The 17,870-nt window shown below is 70.8% G+C and carries 17 protein-coding genes and 1 tRNA gene; 12 read left to right on the top strand and 6 right to left on the bottom strand.

The window, feature by feature from the left end; translation table 11 throughout:
* Nucleotides 1-71: 71 nt before the first annotated feature.
* On the bottom strand, nt 72-452 hold the full coding sequence (locus tag ACFWNN_RS44750; protein WP_382446057.1) for a VOC family protein: 381 nt from the start codon (nt 450-452) through the stop codon (nt 72-74).
* A 107-nt stretch (nt 453-559) separates the two neighbouring features.
* Between ACFWNN_RS44750 and ACFWNN_RS44745 the strand changes: the two genes are divergently transcribed.
* The gene (locus ACFWNN_RS44745) at nt 560-1,249 is read left to right on the top strand and encodes a class I SAM-dependent methyltransferase (protein ID WP_382446058.1); all 690 of its coding nucleotides are present in this window, start codon (nt 560-562) and stop codon (nt 1,247-1,249) included.
* On the opposite strand, the gene ACFWNN_RS44740 is transcribed toward ACFWNN_RS44745, so the two are convergent.
* On the bottom strand, nt 1,250-1,819 hold the full coding sequence (locus tag ACFWNN_RS44740; protein WP_382446056.1) for a TIGR03086 family metal-binding protein: 570 nt from the start codon (nt 1,817-1,819) through the stop codon (nt 1,250-1,252). It lies immediately after the preceding gene.
* A gap of 46 nt (nt 1,820-1,865) precedes the next feature.
* Here ACFWNN_RS44740 and ACFWNN_RS44735 point away from each other — a divergent pair, with 46 nt between their 5' ends.
* The 3 genes from ACFWNN_RS44735 (at nt 1,866) to ACFWNN_RS44725 (ending at nt 4,448) form a co-directional block, all read left to right on the top strand.
* Nucleotides 1,866-2,303 (top strand): MarR family winged helix-turn-helix transcriptional regulator, encoded by a 438-nt coding sequence (locus ACFWNN_RS44735; RefSeq protein WP_382446055.1) that lies wholly within the window; start codon nt 1,866-1,868, stop codon nt 2,301-2,303.
* 9 nt (nt 2,304-2,312) lie between these two features.
* Complete coding sequence (locus tag ACFWNN_RS44730) at nt 2,313-3,503, top strand: amidohydrolase (RefSeq protein ID WP_382446054.1); 1,191 nt, start codon at nt 2,313-2,315, stop codon at nt 3,501-3,503.
* A 156-nt stretch (nt 3,504-3,659) separates the two neighbouring features.
* Nucleotides 3,660-4,448, top strand: coding sequence for a hypothetical protein (locus tag ACFWNN_RS44725; RefSeq protein ID WP_382446053.1), 789 nt, complete (start codon nt 3,660-3,662; stop codon nt 4,446-4,448).
* 90 nt (nt 4,449-4,538) lie between these two features.
* Here the strand turns inward: ACFWNN_RS44725 and ACFWNN_RS44720 are convergent, their stop codons facing one another.
* A complete protein-coding gene (locus ACFWNN_RS44720; protein WP_382446052.1) occupies nt 4,539-5,174 on the bottom strand; it encodes a TetR/AcrR family transcriptional regulator in 636 nt (211 codons plus the stop codon).
* A 99-nt stretch (nt 5,175-5,273) separates the two neighbouring features.
* Here ACFWNN_RS44720 and ACFWNN_RS44715 point away from each other — a divergent pair, with 99 nt between their 5' ends.
* Nucleotides 5,274-6,761: a flavin-containing monooxygenase gene (locus ACFWNN_RS44715; RefSeq protein ID WP_382446051.1), complete on the top strand. Its 1,488-nt coding sequence runs from the start codon at nt 5,274-5,276 to the stop codon at nt 6,759-6,761.
* Here the strand turns inward: ACFWNN_RS44715 and ACFWNN_RS44710 are convergent.
* Nucleotides 6,722-6,871 carry a hypothetical protein gene (locus ACFWNN_RS44710; RefSeq protein WP_382446050.1) on the bottom strand — a complete coding sequence of 50 codons (150 nt, stop codon included), beginning with the start codon at nt 6,869-6,871 and terminating at the stop codon, nt 6,722-6,724. The genes ACFWNN_RS44715 and ACFWNN_RS44710 overlap by 40 nt on opposite strands.
* Before the next feature lie 345 nt (nt 6,872-7,216).
* On the opposite strand from ACFWNN_RS44710, the gene ACFWNN_RS44705 reads away from it, so the two are divergent.
* The 6 genes from ACFWNN_RS44705 (at nt 7,217) to ACFWNN_RS44680 (ending at nt 12,825) form a co-directional block, all read left to right on the top strand.
* Nucleotides 7,217-8,059 (top strand): SDR family oxidoreductase, encoded by an 843-nt coding sequence (locus tag ACFWNN_RS44705; RefSeq protein WP_382446049.1) that lies wholly within the window; start codon nt 7,217-7,219, stop codon nt 8,057-8,059.
* Nucleotides 8,060-8,244: 185 nt separating this feature from the next.
* The gene (locus ACFWNN_RS44700; RefSeq protein ID WP_382446048.1) at nt 8,245-10,512 is read left to right on the top strand and encodes a M4 family metallopeptidase; all 2,268 of its coding nucleotides are present in this window, start codon (nt 8,245-8,247) and stop codon (nt 10,510-10,512) included.
* 39 nt (nt 10,513-10,551) lie between these two features.
* Nucleotides 10,552-11,163: a lysoplasmalogenase gene (locus tag ACFWNN_RS44695; RefSeq protein ID WP_382446047.1), complete on the top strand. Its 612-nt coding sequence runs from the start codon at nt 10,552-10,554 to the stop codon at nt 11,161-11,163.
* A gap of 77 nt (nt 11,164-11,240) precedes the next feature.
* Nucleotides 11,241-11,314 (top strand) — tRNA-Lys (locus tag ACFWNN_RS44690).
* A gap of 198 nt (nt 11,315-11,512) precedes the next feature.
* The gene (locus ACFWNN_RS44685; protein ID WP_382446046.1) at nt 11,513-11,860 is read left to right on the top strand and encodes a PadR family transcriptional regulator; all 348 of its coding nucleotides are present in this window, start codon (nt 11,513-11,515) and stop codon (nt 11,858-11,860) included.
* Complete coding sequence (locus ACFWNN_RS44680; RefSeq protein WP_382446045.1) at nt 11,857-12,825, top strand: hypothetical protein; 969 nt, start codon at nt 11,857-11,859, stop codon at nt 12,823-12,825. The genes ACFWNN_RS44685 and ACFWNN_RS44680 overlap by 4 nt, the downstream gene beginning before the upstream one ends.
* Nucleotides 12,826-13,097: 272 nt before the next feature.
* On the opposite strand, the gene gap is transcribed toward ACFWNN_RS44680, so the two are convergent.
* The gene (gene gap, locus ACFWNN_RS44675; RefSeq protein ID WP_382446044.1) at nt 13,098-14,099 is read right to left on the bottom strand and encodes a type I glyceraldehyde-3-phosphate dehydrogenase; all 1,002 of its coding nucleotides are present in this window, start codon (nt 14,097-14,099) and stop codon (nt 13,098-13,100) included.
* A 92-nt stretch (nt 14,100-14,191) separates the two neighbouring features.
* Between gap and ACFWNN_RS44670 the strand changes: the two genes are divergently transcribed.
* Complete coding sequence (locus ACFWNN_RS44670; RefSeq protein WP_382446043.1) at nt 14,192-14,719, top strand: CGNR zinc finger domain-containing protein; 528 nt, start codon at nt 14,192-14,194, stop codon at nt 14,717-14,719.
* A 13-nt stretch (nt 14,720-14,732) separates the two neighbouring features.
* Here the strand turns inward: ACFWNN_RS44670 and ACFWNN_RS44665 are convergent, their stop codons facing one another.
* Nucleotides 14,733-17,864: a BTAD domain-containing putative transcriptional regulator gene (locus tag ACFWNN_RS44665; RefSeq protein ID WP_382446042.1), complete on the bottom strand. Its 3,132-nt coding sequence runs from the start codon at nt 17,862-17,864 to the stop codon at nt 14,733-14,735.
* Nucleotides 17,865-17,870: the final 6 nt, after the last annotated feature.

Below are 17,870 nucleotides of genomic sequence, written 5' to 3'. Positions count from 1 at the left end.
GCACCCCCCTAACCCCCCCCGCCGCGGCCGTGCCCGGGCGCCCCCCGCCCCGCCGGCCCTCGGCCGTTTCCTCAGCTCTGTTCCGCGACGAGCCAGCACAGGCAGAACGGGTGCCCGGCGGGATCGGCGTAGACCTGGAAGTCGTCGCCGGAGGCGTTGCCGCGCTTCGGCTTGAGCACCGTCGCGCCGAGAGCCATGACCTGCTCGTGCGCCTCGGCGAAGTCCTCCACCCACAGGTCGAAGTGGATCTGCTGCTTGACCGGCCCGTCCGGCCACGTCGGCGGGGTGTGGTCGGGCGCGAGCTGCACGCCGATCCTGGGTTCGCCGCCGACCATCACCATGTGCCAGTCGCCGTCCTCGTCGACGGTGCCACCGAGCACGCCGGCCCAGAAGTGGCTCTCCGCACCGAGATCTGCGGCGTCGAACGTGACAACCTGGAATTTGATGCGCATGGACGCATCCTGCCAAGGATCACCTGGGGGCACAGATGGAACGACCGGCTTTGTACGACGAGATCGGCACCGGTTACTCGCTGGGACGCCGCACCGACCCGCGGTGGATGGCCGCGATCCTCACCGCACTCGGCACCGCGCGGACGATCGCCGACGTCGGCGCGGGCACCGGGTCGTACGAACCGCGCGGCCGCACGGTGGTGGCTCTCGAACCGTCGAGCGAGATGATCAGGCAACGGCCGGAAGGCGCGTGTCCGGCCGTGCGCGCGGTCGCGGAAGCGTTGCCTCTCAAGGACAACGCGGTCGACGCGGCACTGGGTGTGCTGACCGTCCACCACTGGACGGACTGGCGCGGCGGTCTCGCCGAACTGCGCCGCATCGCACCGCTCCAGGTCGTCCTCGCGTACGACACGCGGCGGCACACGGACTTCTGGTTCGTCCGCGAGTACGTGCCCGAGATCGCGGCTTTGGAGCTGACCAGGCCGTCCGCAGAGGACATCGCCGAAGAACTCGGTGCACACACGGTGACGCCGCTGCCGTTGCCGTGGGACTTCACCGACGGCGTCTTCCCAGCCTACTGGCGACGCCCCGAGGCGTACCTCGACCCGCGGGTGCGCGCGGCCTGTTCCGCGTTGGCGCAGACCGATCCGGCGGCCGTCGACCGCGGCATCGGCCGGCTGCGCGAGGACCTGCGCAGCGGCCGATGGCACGCCGACCACGCCGGCCTGCTCGGCCTCGACGAGTGGGACGCGGGGTTCCGGCTCGTCGTGGCCGGGGAGGCCGGTCCTCACGCTTGATCAGGACCACTCCGGCGACCGTCCGAGCACGGTCAGGATCCGGCGCAGCGGATCGACATCGCTCGAGGTCAGAGCGGGACCGAACGGCGCGCCGGGCACCTGTCGCCCCTCGGCGGGCACCCTCAGCGCGATCTGCAGCGCGGGCTCGGCGAGTTCGGGCGCGAGGTCGTAGCCGACGCCGATCGAGCGGGCGACGTCCCAGCCGTGCACGACGTAGTCGATGAAGTGGAAGCCGACGGCCTGGACCGCCGGGAACCGCGCGCCGAACTCCGGCAGGTCGAACTCCCGTTGCGGCACATCGGGTTCCGCGAACGCCGCGAGCAGATCGCGGGCGGCTTCGGCGTAGTCGTCGCCCTCGCGCACCTCCCACGCCGTGGGGTCGCTCCCGTTGCCCCGAGCCGCGGCGGCGAACCCGCGGTGCTGCGCGGTCATGTGGTCGAGCAGCTCGGCGAGTGCCCACTCCGCACACGGCGTGCGGTTGCCCAGGTCGCCGTCGGACACCTTCGAGACGATCTCGACGCTGGTGAGCACGGCCGTGCGGTGAACCGCGAGCAGGTCATTGATATGCATGCGCTTACGATAAGCAGATGCACACGATCAGTGCAAGGTCGCTATCATGCGCACCGTGGACGGCCGGCGACGTGACCTCGCGGCGATGATCGCGCCGCTGCAACGCGCGCTGGTCGCCGCCGAGCAGCCGGTGCTGCGCGCGCACGGCCTGAGCATGTGGGGCTACGTCGTGCTGGACGCGCTCGAAGGTCAGCCGGTGCGCACCCAGGTCGCGCTCGCGGAGGTCATCGGCGCCGACAAGAGCCGGATCATCGGCGTGCTGGACGAACTGGAGACCGAGGGCCTGCTGGAACGCACGCGCGACCCGGCGGACCGGCGGGCCCGGCTCGTGAGCATCACCGCCGAGGGCCGTCGCCGGCACGGCGAGGTCCAGGCCGAGATCCAGCGCGGTGAGGACCGCCTGCTCGCGCGGCTGGACCCGGCCGATCGAGAGACACTGCTGCGCACGCTGGCGTTGCTCGCCGACGAGTCGCAGAAAGCCTGAGGAGAACCCGTGCCCGACCTGCACGCGCTGTACCGCGACCTGCACGCGCACCCCGAACTGTCGTTGCAGGAGTTCCGCACGGCCGGAGTGCTCGCGGACGCGTTGCGCCCGTTGGGGTACGAGGTCACGACCGGGGTCGGCGGCACAGGCGTGGTCGGCGTGCTGCGCAACGGCGACGGCCCGACCGTCCTGCTGCGGGCGGACATCGACGCGCTGCCCGTGCTGGAGGCGACCGGACTTCCTTACGCCTCAACGGTGCGCGCGACCAACGCGGACGGCGAGGACGTGCCGGTCGCCCACGCGTGCGGGCACGACATGCACGCCACGTGCCTGATCGGAGCGGCCGAACGACTGGCCTCCTCGCGGGACGAGTGGTCCGGAACGCTGCTCGTGGTGTTCCAGCCCGCCGAGGAACTCGGCCGCGGCGCGCGGGCCATGGTCGCCGACGGGGTGTTCGAGCGGTTCGGCACGCCGGAAGTCGTGCTGGCACAACACGTCAGCCCGTTGCCCGCCGGAATGCTCGCGTACGGCACCGGGCCGGTGATGGCGGCCTCCGACTCGGTGCGGGTGACGCTGTCCGGGCGCGGCGGCCACGGTTCGGCGCCCGAGACGACGGTCGACCCGGTGCTGATGGCGGCGCACTGCGTGGTGCGCCTGCAGGGCATCGTGTCCCGGGAGATCGCGCCGTCCGAACGGGCCGTCGTCACGGTCGGGCGGCTGCAGGCGGGCACCAAGGAGAACGTCATCCCGGACACCGCCGAGATCGGCGTGAACGTCCGGTCGTTCAACGAGCACGTCCGCGGCATCGTGAAGGCCGCCGTCGAACGGATCGTGCGGGCGGAGGCCGCCGCGTCCGGCGCACCGCGCGAGCCCGAGTTCGACTGGTACGACGGCACTCCGGTGCTCGTGTCCGATCCGGACGCGACCACGAGGACGATGGCCGCGTTCGCCGAGCACTTCGGCAAGAACAACCTGATCCCCGGCGCGGTGGTGAACGCGAGCGAGGACGTCGGCGTGTTCGGTGCGTCGGCGGGCGTCCCCACGGTGTTCTGGTTCCTCGGCGGCACGGACTTCGGCCGGCGCGAACCGGGTCAGCCCGTCGCGATGAACCACGCCCCCGAGTACGCGCCGGACCTCGAGCCGACGCTCACCACCGGGGTCGACGCGCTGGTCGTCGCCGCCAGGACGTGGCTGCGGTAAGCGATTTCCGGACGAGCGCGCAGTCCGGGCTACCTCCTCCATCGTCCGCTGTGTCGCAGGCGTTTCACATAGCGCACAAATTGGTTGTGACCTGCACGTTCTGCCGCTTAGATGGCCACGTCGGACACGACAGATTTCTATGGGGGAAGTCGAAACATGCGTATTAAGCGTGCAATCGCGGCCGTGGTCGGCCTTGCGGCCATGGTCACCGTCATCAGCGCGGCGCCGAGCTCCGCGCAGGGGGAAGTTCCGTCCATCAAGGGTGTCGAGCGCGAGCGGGGCCCGAAGCCGCTCACGACCGACGGCCAGTCGTTCCTGGAGATCAACGGCGCCGGTGAGCTCGTGCACTGGCAGCGGGCCGGCGAGAGCTACGCCAAGAGCGTCCGCGGCTGGGGCTGGCAGGGCACCCGCGCCATCACGACCCTCGACAACAACACGTTCCTCGAGGTCAAGACCGACGGCCGGCTGTCCAAGTGGTCGTGGAACGGCACCTGGTACACCGAGGCCGTCGTCGGCTGGGGCTGGAACAACGCCCGCCTCGTGACCGGCGTCGCCGGCAACGAGTTCATGGAGATCAACAACCAGGGCGAGCTCGCCTACTGGACGTTCGACGGCTCCAACAACCTCTCCAAGGTCGTCCGCGGCTGGGGTTGGCAGGCCACGCGGAGCATCACGGGTCTCGACCCGTACCTCTTCATCGAGATCAAGGGCGACGCGATCAACTCGATGTCCTTCTGGGTCAACGCGCCGGGCGGCCTGCAGGAGCACCGGGAGCTCGAGAACCCGGACAAGCGCTGGATCCGGCTGATCGCCGGTGGCGACATCGACCACTTCACGGTCATCGCGACCGACGGCACCCTGCTCGAGTTCGCGTGGGACGACAACCAGGGTTACGTCCCCACCGCACGCGGCTGGGGCTGGCAGAACACCCGCCTGATCGGCTGATCAGGGCTCGCAACACCCTTGCGAGGTAAGAAGATCACGTGACGAGGTCCCGTCCACCGGATGCACCGGTGGGCGGGACCTCTTTTCGTGTCAAGGATTCTGGCGGGCGGCGATGCCGTCGTACATGACCCGGCGCAGCGCTTCGCTCTGCGCCGCCTGGGCTTCCGGCGTGCGCAGCGACGAGATCGCGGTGCCGAGGATCATGCCGTTGATGGCCCGCGCGGTGTTGTCGACGTCGAGGTCCGCGCGCAGGTAGCCGAGCTCCACGCCGTGCGTGAGGTAGGCGGCCGTGAGCGAGGCGGCCAGGTCGAACAGGTCGAGGATGCGTTCGGCCATCGCGCGGTCGATGCCGGGCGCCTCGAACAGCAGCAGGCGCGGCACCCTCGGGTCCTCGCCGAAGATCCGGCCCAGCGACTCGCCGATGCGCGCGGACTGCTCGCGGTACTCGGCGAGCGTCGACACGGCGTCCGGTGCGTTCTCGGCCGTGAGGGCCCCGGTGACGCGCCCGACCAGGTCGTCCACCACGTGGTCGACGATGTCCCGCTTGTTCTGGAAGTAGCGGTAGAAGGTGCCGTGCCCGATGCCGAGCCGCGCGGCCACGTCGGCGATGCCCGTGGCGTGGTAGCCGCGGTCGGCGAAGCAGTCGAAGGCCGCGTCGATGATCTCGCGGCGCAGCTCCTGCTTCTTGCGCTCGGCGCGGCTGACGGGCTCGGCACTGGACGTCATGCGCCCAAGTCTATGACCTGCGGAGTCTTGCGATCACCACTCGAACTGACATACCGTTCCGAAACTGACACGCGATTCCGTTTCAGTCGGGAGGTCGGGATGCGGTACGACGCGGTGATCGTCGGGGCGGGGTTCGGCGGCATGGGCGCGGCGATCGAGCTCCAGCGGCTCGGGTTGCGCGACCTGCTGATCCTGGAGCGGGAGGACGACCTCGGCGGCACCTGGCATGTGAACCGCTACCCCGGGCTCGCCGTGGACATCCCGTCCTCGACCTACTCGTACTCGTTCGAACCGAACCCGCACTGGTCGCGGCTGTTCGCGCCGGGCGCGGAGCTCAAGCGGTACGCCGAGCACGTGGCGGTGAAGTACGGGCTGCGGCCGTTGATGCGGTTCGGCGTGACGGTGACCGGCGCGCGCTGGCGGGGCGACCACTGGGAGGTCGTGGCGGGCTCGTCCGTGTTCACCGCGCGGTACCTGGTGACGGCGACGGGGTTCCTGTCGATGCCGAAGACACCGGACATCCCCGGAATTTCGTCCTTCGCGGGCAAGGTCGTGCACACGGCGGCCTGGGAGCCCGTCGACCTGACCGGCAAGCGGGTCGCGATCATCGGCACCGGCGCGACCGCTGTGCAACTGATACCCGAACTGGCGCGGCAGGCGTCGGCGTTGACGGTCTTCCAGCGCACCCCGATCTGGGTGAGCCCGAAGCCGGACTACCCGATTCCGCCTCGCGTGCGGAGGTTGTTCGCGCGGCTGCCGTTCGCGCAACGGGCCGTGCGGTGGCTCGGCAGCTCGGTGCTGGAGCTGATGATGATCTCTGGAGTGGTGCGGTACAAGCAGCTGCGGGTGATGAACCGGCTCGCGGAACGGTGGTGCCGGGCGCATCTGCACCGCCAGGTCCGCGATCCTCTGCTGCGGCGCAAGCTCACACCCGACTACTCGTTCGGCTGCAAGCGGCCGACGTTCTCCAACGACTACTTCCGCACGTTCACCCGGCCGCACGTCCGGCTGGAAACGTCCACTGTGGAACGGATCGACGCCGGCGGGCTGGTGACGGCGGACGGTCGCACCGACGTCGACGTGCTGGTGCTCGCCACCGGATTCAACCTGTGGGACACCAACTTCCCGGCGTTCGAGGTGATCGGACGGGACGGCAAGGACCTCGGCGCGTGGTGGCGGCAGAACCGGTTCCAGGCCTACGAGGGCGTGACCGTGCCCGGGTTCCCGAACTACCTGTCGCTCAACAGCCCGTACTCCTACAGCGGTCTGTCGTACTTCACGACGATCGAGTGCCAGATGGCGCACATGCGGCGCCTGTTCACGGGGATGCGCTCACGTGGCTCGTCGGTCTTCGAGGTCACCCAGCGGGCCAACGGCGAGTTCCTCGACCGGATGCGCGCGAAGGTCACGCAGAACTCCGTGTTCTCGCTGGGCCAGTGCGCCACGGCCCACAGCTACTACTTCAACCAGCACGGCGAGGCGACGTTGCTGCGGCCGACCTCGACGATCAGCGCGCACCGGGCCGCGTCGAGCTTCCCGTTGTCGGACTACGACTTCTCGCCCGTCCGCGCGACGACGCCCACATGACCCGGCGCGGGCTCGCGATCGGCCGCGGTGCTCTTGGGCACCTCAGCGGCCGCGGAGATGGTGGCGTTGCTGGGGTCCGGGCGCTCGGTCACCGACGTCGTGGGGGGCACTGGGCTCCCCCGGTCCCGGCATCCGGCCTCCGCTGCCCCGCCTGCGCTGGCCCGAGCTCGGGCTGCTCGGCCAGCGCGGCCCCGATCCGTTGACACGGCTGGCCGGACTGCTGCCGGAGGGCGGTGGCGACGCCACGTGGCTGCGCGAGTTCGGTGGCCGGCTCGCGGGTCGGGACGGCTGGGTGGCGCACCCCGCCACCTGGATCGTGGCCGCGGACGCCCGCACCGGTGAGCGCGTCGCGTTCGGTTCGCCCGGCTCGCCGCAGGTCCCGCTCGGGGACGCGATCGCTTCATGGACCACCGCAGACTGCCCGCCACGATCAGCGCATCCCGAGGAGTCCTGGCATGACCCGCTATCCGGCGATCGACCTCCGCGACGCGACCGTGGCCGTCACCGGTGGCGCCCAGGGCATCGGCCGTGCCGTCGCCGCGGCGTTCGCGGCCAGGGGCGCCCAGGTCGTGATCGGTGACCTCGACCTGGAGCGGGCACGGGCGGCCGCCACGGCCATCGGCGGTGCCGCGCACCCGCTCGACGTCACGGATCCGGTGTCGTTCCAAGCCTTCCTGGCTGCGGCCGGCGAGGTCGACGTGCTCGTCAACAACGCGGGCATCATGCCGAACGGCGGGTTCCTCGACCTCGACGAGCGCGCCGGCCGGGCCACCATCGAGATCAACCTGTTCGGTGTCGTGCACGGCATGCGGCTGGCGCTGCCGGGAATGCTCGCGCGCGGCCGCGGTCACGTCGTCAACATCGCCTCGCTGGCGGGCAAGTTCCCCGTGCCAGGCCTCGCGATGTACAACGCCAGCAAGTTCGCCGTCGTGGGGCTGACCGCCGCCACCCGCCGCGAGTACGCCCGGCACGGCGTCAGCGTGAGCGCGGTGCTGCCGTCCGCCGTGGACACCGCGCTCGCGTCGGGGCTCGACATGAAGCCGATCCCCAAGGTGGCGACGGAGGACATCGCGCGTGCCGTGATCGGTTCGGTGGCGAGCCGCCGGGCCGAGATCGCGGTTCCGCGCTACGTCGGCGCGCTGGCCACGCTCTCCGCCCTCACGCCGGAACCCGTCCTCAACGCCGTGCGCCGGCTCGTGCGCGACGACCGCGCCCTGCTGCCGGACTCCGCCGAACGCGCCGGCTACCGCGCCCGGCTCAACGGGAACTTCTCGGGACAAACCGAACATCAAGCCTGACAAAGGAATGCACGGACGCAAGTCCTACAAATGCGCACGAATGATTTGTGTGAATAAGTTAGTACTTGTTAACGATCTCGCCGCGTCTCATCCTTTCGTTGCCCTGACTGAAGATTCACCTCGACGGACACCCGGCTCCCCCTGCAACCGAGGGCCGGTCTGTTCGCCCTGCAACGAGGAGAAAAATGCAAGCGAGACGTTCTCTCGTGCTGGCCGCGGCGGGGTCACTCGTCGCTGCCGTGATCAGTCCGCTCGGCGCCCCGGCAGCGCCCGCCCAGCCTGCTCCGTCCGCCGAGGCACTGGCCGTCGACGCGGCCGCGAGCCTCGTCGCGAGCCGCCCGGCCGAGCTGCACGCCGGTGCGGACGACGCGTTCGTGCGGCACGGCGTCATCTCGTCCACCAACGGCCTGAAGTACGTGCCGTACGACCGGACCTACAAGGGCCTTCCGGTGGTGGGCGGCGACTTCGTCGTCGTGACCAACTCGACGGGCCAGGTCCTGCAGACCTCCGTCAGCCAGAACTCCACCATCACCCTGCCCGCGACCAAGGCCTCCGTCACCCAGGCGCAGGCCGAGGCCACCGCCCGCACCACGATGTCCACTGTGGACGGTGTCGGCTCGGCCGAGCAGGTCGTCTACGCGCTCGACGCCGCGCCCGCACTGGCGTGGAAGGTCACCGTGACCGGTCGCGACGCCGAGGGCCCGAGCAAGCTCGACGTCGTCGTGGACGCCGCCACCGGCAAGGTGCTGCGCAAGCAAGAACGCGTCATGCACGGCACCGGCACCAGCGGCTGGAACGGCCCCAACCCCGTCACCATCGCCACCACGCACACCGGCTCGAACTACTCGCTCAAGGACCCGACGCTCACCAACGTGAGCTGCCAGGACGCGGCGAACAACACCACGTTCACCAAGACCACCGACACGTGGGGCAACGGCACCCAGACCAACCGCGAGACCGGCTGCGTCGACGTGCTGTTCGCCGCCCAGACCGAGTCGAAGATGCTGTCGCAGTGGCTGGGCCGCAACGGTTTCGACGGCAACGGCGGCGGCTGGCCGATGCGCGTCGGCCTGAACGACCAGAACGCCTACTACGACGGCAGCCAGGTCCAGATCGGCAAGAACTCGGCCGGCCAGTGGATCGGCTCGATCGACGTCGTCGCCCACGAGCTCGGCCACGGCATCGACGACCACACGCCCGGCGGCATCTCCGGCGCGGGCACGCAGGAGTTCGTCGCGGACGTCTTCGGCGCCACCACCGAGTGGTTCGCGAACGAGCCGTCCCCCTACGACACGCCGGACTTCCTGGTCGGCGAGACGATCAACCTCGTGGGCCGCGGCCCGATCCGCAACATGTACAACCCGTCCGCGCTGAACCACGCGAACTGCTACTCGAGCTCCATCCCGAACACCGAGGTCCACGCGGCCGCGGGCCCCGGCAACCACTGGTTCTACCTGCTCTCGCAGGGCACCAACCCGTCGAACGGCCAGCCGACCAGCACGACGTGCAACAACACGTCCATCACGGGCCTGGGCGTCGAGAAGGCCATCAAGATCTTCTACAACGCCATGCTGCTCAAGACCTCCAGCAGCTCCTACCTGAAGTACCGCACCTGGACCCTCACCGCGGCCAAGAACCTCTACCCCGGCAGCTGCGCGGAGTTCGACACGGTCAAGGCCGCCTGGGACGCCATCAGCGTGCCCGCGCAGTCCGCTGACCCGACGTGCAGCGCCACCGGCGGCGTGACCGTCAGCAACCCCGGCAACCAGTCCTCGCAGGTCGGCACGGCGGTCAGCCTCCCGCTGTCGGCCAGCGGCGGCACGGCCCCGTACACGTGGTCCGCGACGGGCCTGCCCGCCGGCCTCTCGGTCAACGGCAGCACCATTTCCGGCACCCCGACCACCGCCGCCACCTCGAACGTCACCGTGACGGCGACCGACAGCGCGGGCAAGACGGGCTCGGCGTCGTTCTCCTGGACCGTCGGCAGCACGGGCGGCAACTGTTCCGGGCAGAAGCTGCTGAACCCCGGCTTCGAATCCGGCACCGCCTCCTGGACCGCCAGCTCGGGCGTCATCGGCCAGCACAGCGCCGACGGCCAGCCCGCCCGCACCGGCACCTGGTCGTCGTGGCTGAACGGCTACGGCTCGTCGCACACCGACTCGCTCTCCCAGTCGGTGACGATCCCCTCCGGCTGCAAGGCATCCCTGACGTTCTACGTCCACATCGACACCCGCGAGACCGGCAGCACCGTCTACGACAAACTGACCGTGACGGCCGGAACCACCACGCTGGCAACGCTTTCCAACACCAACGCGGCGTCGGGCTATGCGTTGAAGACGTTCGACCTCTCGTCGTTCGCCGGCCAGACCGTCGCGCTGAAGTTCACCGGCGTCGAGGACGCGTCGCTCCAGACGTCGTTCGTGATCGACGACACGGCGGTGACCTTGAGCTAGCGCTTCTAGTCTGAGCACCTCAACGGCGAGAGGTGCTCCATGAAGAACGAGCTGTACGCGGTTGCCGCGATCGTGGACTCGGTCGCGGCGACCGTGCGCCGATGGGGCCCGGCGCGCCCTGTGACGAAGACCGCACTGATGCCGGCCCTGGCCGTGGCCACCCCACCCCGCGACCCCGGCATGGCAGTGGGCCTCGCCGGTTCCTGGGCAGGCGACATAGCCCTGCTGGGAGACTCCGACAAGGCGTTCCGAGCAGGACTCTTCAGCTTCCTGGCCGCCCACCTCGGCTACACGGCAGCCCTGGCCCGCCAGTCCACACCCGGTTCCCGCAAGGCCGTCCTCCCGATCGTCGCCGTTGCGTCTGCGGGAGCCGTGGTCTTCGCCCGCGCGGCAGGCCCGCTCGGCAAACCGGTGGGCCTCTACGCGTTGACGCTGGGCACGATGGTCGCCGCCGCCTCCACCGCGCGAGGCACGGGTTCGAAGCGCGTTTTCGTTGGCGCAGCACTGTTTGCCGTGTCGGACGCGTTGCTCGGCGCGAGCCGGTTCGTCCTCAAGGGACGCGCGGCGCGAGTGGCGTCGGCGGGTGTCATGCCTACCTACGCGGCGGCACAGTGGCTCCTGCACACGGGGTTCTCGGCGTCCGACGGGTGACCCCCGCGAAAACTCGGTGGAACCCCCGTGCTAACGTTCTTCATGTCGGAACGAGCAAGGCTCCGGCACACAAACAAGCGCCGCTAGCTCAGTTGGTTAGAGCAGCTGACTCTTAATCAGCGGGTCCGGGGTTCGAGTCCCTGGCGGCGTACTCCAGAGAAGCAGGTAGAGATTCGTCTCTACCTGCTTCTCTGCTTTCCGGGTACTCATCCCGTTCCTCCGTCTCACTCGGACTGAGACGACCTCGCGCGGAAGCACCAGCTCGGTCACACGTGACAACCGACCCGTCTCCCTCTAGTCTGAAAACGAACTACTTCGGATCTGCTACTAGTTGGATGGTGGAAGACCGGTGCCAGGAGTGGACGCGTCGACCAGTTGGTTGCGCGGAACGTTGGAGCTGGCCGTCGCGGCGTTGCTGGTCAGCGAGGACCTGCACGGGTACGCGCTGGTGCAGAGGCTCGCGGAGCAGGGCCTGGGAACGGTGCGCGGCGGTGCGCTCTATCCGGTTCTCGGCCGGATGGAGACCGCCGGGCTGGTGGAGACCGAGTGGGTGGCCGGGCAGGGCGGACCGGGTCGCAAGACCTATCGGCTCACCGCGGCGGGCCGGGCTCGGCTGGACGAGGAGATGCTGCTCTGGCACGACTTCTCCTCCGCGATGGACCGGCTCCTCATGAGTGCGCGGAAGGACACGACATGACGATGACCCTCAACCACTGGAGTGACCGGGCACGCCTGGAGCTCGGCCTGCTGGGTGTGGACGCCGCGCTCGCGGACCAGGTGCTGGCCGAGGTGCGGGAGCACTGCGCGGAGAGTGGCGAGTCGCCGGAGGAGGCGTTCGGCACTCCGGCGCACTTCGCGGCGACGGTCATGGACGAACGGATGCCGCTCGCCGACCGCGCGTTGCGGGATCGGAGCGGCACCACGGTGTTCGAGGCGTGGTCCGCCGTCATCGGCCGCGTCGGCATGATCACGGCCATCGCCGGCGTGTTCGCGTGGATCAAGCAGGGCCTGATCCTGCCGCTCACGCCTGCGGGCCTCACCGGGTCGTTGCTCGTGTACGCCGCGTTGCTCAGCGTTCTGTACGCGGGCAACATCGCGCGGCTGATCGGCAGGCCCCGGACCGTGGTGCCCGCCTGGATCGCCGCGGCCGTGCTGGTGGTGCCGGCCGCGACGGCGTTCGTGATGTTGCCGCGCGACGCGATCGCCTCCGTGCCCTCGCCGTTCCTCCTGGTCGCCGGCGCGCTGCTCATCTGGTGGAGCTTCGCCCGGGAGAACGCCACCGACGTGGCCAAGGCGACCGAGGGAGCGGAGGAGTGGCTCGGCGAGCTGCGCGGCCTGTTGGAGGGGCGCCACGACCTGGCCCCCGACCGTGCCGACGAGCTGGTTCGGGAGACCGCCCAGCACCTGGCGGCGACCGGCGGCACGGCGCAGGAGGAGTTCGGGCCCGTCGAGGAGTACGCCGTGACGCTGGCCCAGCAGCACCCCGCGGCGCCCCGGTGGTGGCAGCGCCCGGCGACGCGGAACTGGGTCTCCCTCGGCCTTTCCCTCAGTTTCATCGCGTGGGCGGTCTTCGGGGAACGGCCGGTCTGGTACACCGTCGTCGCGGTGCTCCTGCTGGTCTGGTCGAGCGTGATGGTGATCCGCGACCTCCGTGCGCGGTGACCGGTGAGAGCCGACAAGCGATCAGTCGTGGTTCTGGTCAGCGTGGCCGTGCTGGTCGGCGCGGTGGTGTCCGGCGCGGGGTCGCCGCACCTGGGCTCGTTGACCGCGTACCGGACTCTTCTGTGTTCCGCGGACACCGGGCGAGTGGTGAGCAGTGCGACCGTCCTGGGGCATCGACCGCGTTCGCTCAGGCGGTTGGCACTGCTCAGGAAGCACCTTTGCGGTGCGGCGGCCCGAGACGAACCTTCACCTGCCGCAACGCTTTCCGGGCACTAGGCCAGGTGCAGCGCCGTGTCCAGCAGGCGGTGCGCGAACCCGGTCTCGTTGTCGTACCAGCCGCTCACCTTCACGGTCCGGTCGCCGATGACCTTGGTCAGGCCCGCGTCGAACACGCACGAGGCCGTGCTCCCCACGATGTCCGACGACACCAGCTCGTCCTCGGTGTACTCGAGCACGCCCGCCAGCGGGCCTGAGGTGGCGGCGGCCGCGAACGCCGCGTTGACCTCCTCGACGGTGGTGTTCCGGCCGGCGTGCACGGTGAGGTCGGTCAGCGAACCGACCGGCACCGGCACGCGGATCGCGTAGCCGTCGAGCTTGCCGGCCAGTTCCGGGAGGACCAGGCCGATCGCCTTGGCGGCGCCGGTGGTGGTCGGGATGAGGTTGGTCGCGGCGGCACGGGCCCGGCGGAGGTCCTTGTGCGGTGCGTCCTGGAGGTTCTGGTCCTGGGTGTAGGCGTGCACGGTGGTCATGAAGCCGTGCTCGATGCCGATGACGTCGTTGAGCACCTTTGCCAGTGGTGCCAGGCAGTTCGTGGTGCAGGAGGCGTTCGAGACGACGGTGTGCGCGGCCGGGTCGTAGGCGTCGTGGTTGACGCCGTACGCGAGGGTGAGGTCCTCGTTCCTGGCCGGCGCCGAGATGATCACCTTGCGGGCGCCGGCGTCGACGTGGGCACGGGCCTTGGTGGCGTCGGTGAAGACACCGGTCGACTCGATCACCAGGTCCACCGCCAGATCGCGCCACGGGAGGGCCGCCGGGTCCCGTTCGGCCAGCACGGTGATCTTGCGGCCGTCCACCGCGATGGAGTCCTGGCCCGCCTGCACGTCGTGCCGGAGCACGCCCGCCGTCGAGTCGTACTTGAGCAGGTGGGCCAGGGTGGCGGCGTCGGTCAGGTCGTTGACCGCCACGATCTCCACGTCGTCGGTGCGGGACAGCGCGGCACGCAGGAAGCCGCGGCCGATGCGGCCGAAGCCGTTCACGCCGATGCGCAAGGTCATCGTGATCCCCCTCTGAAGCGATTAATAACCTGTCTGGGCGGTTACGTTAGGGAGGCAAGAAGTAACCTGTCAAGGAGGTTAGAATCCGGTTCATGACGTTCGTGTTCGTCGGCGGCAACGTGGCGTTGGACCTCGTCGGCACCCTGGGTCGGTGGACCACGGAACGGATCGAGCTGCTCGACAGCCCGGCCCGGCTCGCACGCTGGTGCGTGGACGCGGGCGTGGTCGACGACGAACCCGTGGTGCGGCCGGAGGACCTGGAGCAGGCACGGGCGTTGCGGGCCGCGGTGTACCGGCTGGCCAACAACGGTGCTGACGACGAGGACCGGCGGACGCTGAACGCCGTGGCCGCCGTCGCGCCGGTCCGGCTGCGGCTGGGCGAGGACGGCGTGGTGCGCACCGGGGACGTCGACGCGGCACTGTCCACTGTGGCCCGCGCCGCCATCGAACTGCTGACCGGGCCGGACCGCGAGAACGTGCGCGAGTGCGGCTACGAGACCTGCACCCGGCTCTACGTCGACCACTCCGCACGCCGCACCCGCCGGTGGTGCGACATGAAGAAGTGCGGGAACCGGGCCAAGGCGCAGGCCTTCCGCGAGCGACAGGCCGCCGACAAGTAACCCTGCGAAAGGGTTAGTGGCCGGAGGCGAGACGGACGGCTTCTTCGCCGCTCATCCTCGTGCCGCGGTCGAACGCCCGCGCGAACCCCTCCTCACCCAGCCCGGACCGGGCAGCCGCGGTGATCCGGTCCACGTCGCCGCGTTCGGCCGGCGGCAAGGGCGCGTCCACGCTGCGCCGGGCGGCATCGGCGGCCCCGAGCAGCACCGCGGCGCGGACAGCGTCACGAGCAGCGCCCGCAAGGCCTTCCAGCGACAACGCCAACGCGCGCGGCTCGGCCAGCTCACGGGCCAGCTCCACCCCGCGCAGGTGGTGCGCCGCGGCGGTGTCCGGGTCGCCGCGCAGCTCGGCGAGGAAGCCGAACTCCGCGCACAGCAGGTGGTCGCCCGCCGGTGACGACAGCTCGGCGTACTCGTCGCGGATGCGGGTGAGGTGGTGCTCGGCGGCGTCGAGGTCGCCGGAGCGGCGGGCGCCCAGGGCCAGGCCCATCTCCGCGTGGATCTGGCCGTAGCTGTAGCCGTGGTCGACGGCGAGGCGGTGTGCTCGCTGGTGCAGGTCGCGCGCCCGGTCCCAGTCGCGGTCCAGCAACGCCAGGCGCCCCAGGCCGGACAGGCGGGCGGCCACCTCCGCCTGCAGGCCCAGTTCCTGGGCGATGGCGAGGCCTTCGTGTTGCAGGCGGGTGGCGTAGGCGTAGTCGCCCTTGATCTCGGCCAGGGTGGCGAGGGGCGGGATGGTCTGCGTCTCGCCCCAGCGGTCGCCGAGGTCGCGGAAGAGGTCGGCGCTGCGGCGGCCGTCGCGGCCCAGGGCGGCCAGGTCGCCGCGGACCAGCGCGAGCATCGCGTTCAGGCCCAGGGAGGCGGCGACGCCCCACTGGTCGCCGTCCGCGGTGAACCGGGTCAGGGCTCGGGTGTTGACCTCGTGGCTCGCCGCCACGTCGCCCGCGCTGAACAGGCCGTAGGCGCAGAGCCACGACACGCGAGGGGGCACCTCGAACGCCACGACCGCCGCGTGGTCGCCGTTGAGCAGCGAGAACGCGCCGTGCAACGCGGCCAGTTCCGGTGTGTCCGCACCACCGCGCAGGACGGACGCGAGTGCGCGGCGGCCCTCGGTCAGGCGGCCGCGCAGGAGCCACCACCACGCCAGGGCGGTCACGAGCCGCACACCTTCGGCCGAGCCGCCGGCGTGGTCCAGGGCCGCGCGCAGGTTGCCCGCCTCGGCGTCGAGGCGGGTGAGCCAGACGCGCTGCTCGGCGCCGCGCAGCAACGGTTCGGCGTGCTCCGCCACGGAGAGGTAGTGCCGGAGGTGGCGGTCGCGGGCCGAGGTGAAGTCCGCCATCTCGTGCAGACGTTCGGTGGCGTAAGCGGAAACGGACTCCAGCAACCGGTACCGGCGCCCGGCCGGGCCCTCCGCCACGACCACGAGCGACCGGTCGACCAGCCGCGTGACGAGGTCGAGCACCTCCGCCCGCGTCACGCCGTCGCCGGCGCACACCTCTTCCGCCGCACCGAGATCGCAGCCGTCGCTGTGCACGGCGAGGCGGCGCAGCACGATGCGTTCCGGCGCGCTGAGCAGCTCCCAGCTCCAGTCGATCATCGCGCGCAACGTCTGCTGGCGGGCCGGAGCGCCGCGCTGGCCCAGCGTCAGGATCGAGAACCTGTCGCTCAGCCGCACCGCCAGGTCCCGCACCCCCAACGCCCGCACGCGCGTCGCCGCGAGCTCCAGGGCGAGCGGGATGCCGTCCAGCCGGTGGCAGATCTCGGCGACCGCGGCGAGGTCGGCCGGAGCGCAGTCCTCCGGCCGGGAGGGGAATCCGGGCGCGGACGCGGCGGCCCGCGCCAGGAAGAGCCGGTGCGCGTCGTCGCGCGGCAGCGGTTCGACGCCGAAGACGCCTTCCCCTGCGAGGCCCAGGGGTTCCTGGCTGGTCACGATCACGGCGAGCCCGCGGGCCGTGCGCAGCACCAGATCCGTGAGCTCGGCGGCCGCGTCGATGACGTGCTCGCAGTTGTCCAGCACCAGCAACGTCCGCCGGTCGCGCAACGCGGTCGCCAGCCGCTGCACGGACGTGGCCTCCCCGCCCGGTCCCGGCGACGACGCGTCGTCCCGGATGCCCAGCACGGCGGCGATCACCTGCGCCAGGTCCGCGGCGGCGGCCGATCGCAGACCCGCGAACTCGACGAACCACACCCCGTCCGGGAACTCGCCGGGCCGTTCCGACACCTGCTGCGCGAACGCCACCGCGAGGCTGGACTTGCCGACGCCGCCAGGGCCGGTGAGCGTCACGAGCCGGGCCGTCGAGCGCAGTTCCGCCAGCCGTGCCAACGCCTTCTCCCGGCCGACGAGCGGCGTCAGGGCGTTGGGCAGGTTCGACTGCACGGGCCGTACGGCGACCTCGGCGACCCGTTCCCGGGGCGCGCCCAGCTCGGCGTCCTGCCGCAACATCGCCTGGTGCAACGCCCGCAGCTCGGGACTCGGGTCGATGCCCAGCTCCTCGGCCAGCCGGGAACGCAGGTCCTCGTACGACGTAAGCGCCTCGCTCTGCCGCCCGGTCAGGTAGAGCGCCCGCAGCTGCACCGCCCGCAGGCTCTCCCGCAACGGGTGCAGCGCCACGACCGACGCGAGCTCTCCCACCGCGAGCGCGTGGTCGCCGGCCTCCAGCCACGCCTGCGCCTGTTCCTCGACGACCGAGAGCCGCAGCTCGGTGAGCCGGTGGGCCGCCGACCGCACGAACTCCTCGTCCGCGAAGTCCGCGAAAGCCGCGCCACGCCACAGGTCCAGCGCCTCGGTGAGCAGCCCCGCCCGCGCCGACGGGTCCACTGTGGACCGTGCGCGGGACACCAGGTCGCGGAACCGCGCCGCGTCGAGGTCCCCGGCGCCGTCGAGCCGCAGCAGGTACCCCGGCGGCTGCCGCACGATCCGGTCCCGCCCGAGGATCCGGCGCAGCTGGGAGATCTTCGCCTGCAACGCTCCGGCGGGCTTGCCGGGCGGGTGGTCGCCCCACAGGTGGTGGATGAGGCTGTCCGCGGCCACCGGGTCGCCGTCCTGCGCGACCAGCGCCGCGAGCAACGCCCGGACCTTGAGCTCCGGGACGGTGACCGGCTCCCCCTCCTCGTCCCACACCGCGAGCGGGCCGAGCACCCCGAACCGCATGCACCA

Source organism: Lentzea sp. NPDC058450 (genome assembly GCF_042721395.1).
GTDB lineage: Bacteria > Actinomycetota > Actinomycetes > Mycobacteriales > Pseudonocardiaceae > Lentzea.
The sequence above is the reverse complement of the archived record's forward strand: the minus strand, read 5'-3'. Positions and strand labels throughout refer to the sequence as shown.

Bases quoted from the DNA above. Each gene is read 5' to 3' on its own strand.
- ACFWNN_RS44665 (WP_382446042.1), bottom strand. From the start codon at position 17,864: ATGCGGTTCGGGGTGCTCGGCCCGCTCGCGGTGTGGGACGAGGAGGGG.
- ACFWNN_RS44740 (WP_382446056.1), bottom strand. From the start codon at position 1,819: ATGCATATCAATGACCTGCTCGCGGTTCACCGCACGGCCGTGCTCACC.
- ACFWNN_RS44715 (WP_382446051.1), top strand. From the start codon at position 5,274: ATGCGGTACGACGCGGTGATCGTCGGGGCGGGGTTCGGCGGCATGGGC.
- ACFWNN_RS44695 (WP_382446047.1), top strand. From the start codon at position 10,552: ATGAAGAACGAGCTGTACGCGGTTGCCGCGATCGTGGACTCGGTCGCG.
- ACFWNN_RS44670 (WP_382446043.1), top strand. From the start codon at position 14,192: ATGACGTTCGTGTTCGTCGGCGGCAACGTGGCGTTGGACCTCGTCGGC.
- ACFWNN_RS44725 (WP_382446053.1), top strand. From the start codon at position 3,660: ATGCGTATTAAGCGTGCAATCGCGGCCGTGGTCGGCCTTGCGGCCATG.
- gap (WP_382446044.1), bottom strand. From the start codon at position 14,099: ATGACCTTGCGCATCGGCGTGAACGGCTTCGGCCGCATCGGCCGCGGC.
- ACFWNN_RS44705 (WP_382446049.1), top strand. From the start codon at position 7,217: ATGACCCGCTATCCGGCGATCGACCTCCGCGACGCGACCGTGGCCGTC.
- ACFWNN_RS44700 (WP_382446048.1), top strand. From the start codon at position 8,245: ATGCAAGCGAGACGTTCTCTCGTGCTGGCCGCGGCGGGGTCACTCGTC.
- ACFWNN_RS44680 (WP_382446045.1), top strand. From the start codon at position 11,857: ATGACGATGACCCTCAACCACTGGAGTGACCGGGCACGCCTGGAGCTC.
- ACFWNN_RS44745 (WP_382446058.1), top strand. From the start codon at position 560: ATGGCCGCGATCCTCACCGCACTCGGCACCGCGCGGACGATCGCCGAC.
- ACFWNN_RS44720 (WP_382446052.1), bottom strand. From the start codon at position 5,174: ATGACGTCCAGTGCCGAGCCCGTCAGCCGCGCCGAGCGCAAGAAGCAG.
- ACFWNN_RS44750 (WP_382446057.1), bottom strand. From the start codon at position 452: ATGCGCATCAAATTCCAGGTTGTCACGTTCGACGCCGCAGATCTCGGT.
- ACFWNN_RS44735 (WP_382446055.1), top strand. From the start codon at position 1,866: ATGCGCACCGTGGACGGCCGGCGACGTGACCTCGCGGCGATGATCGCG.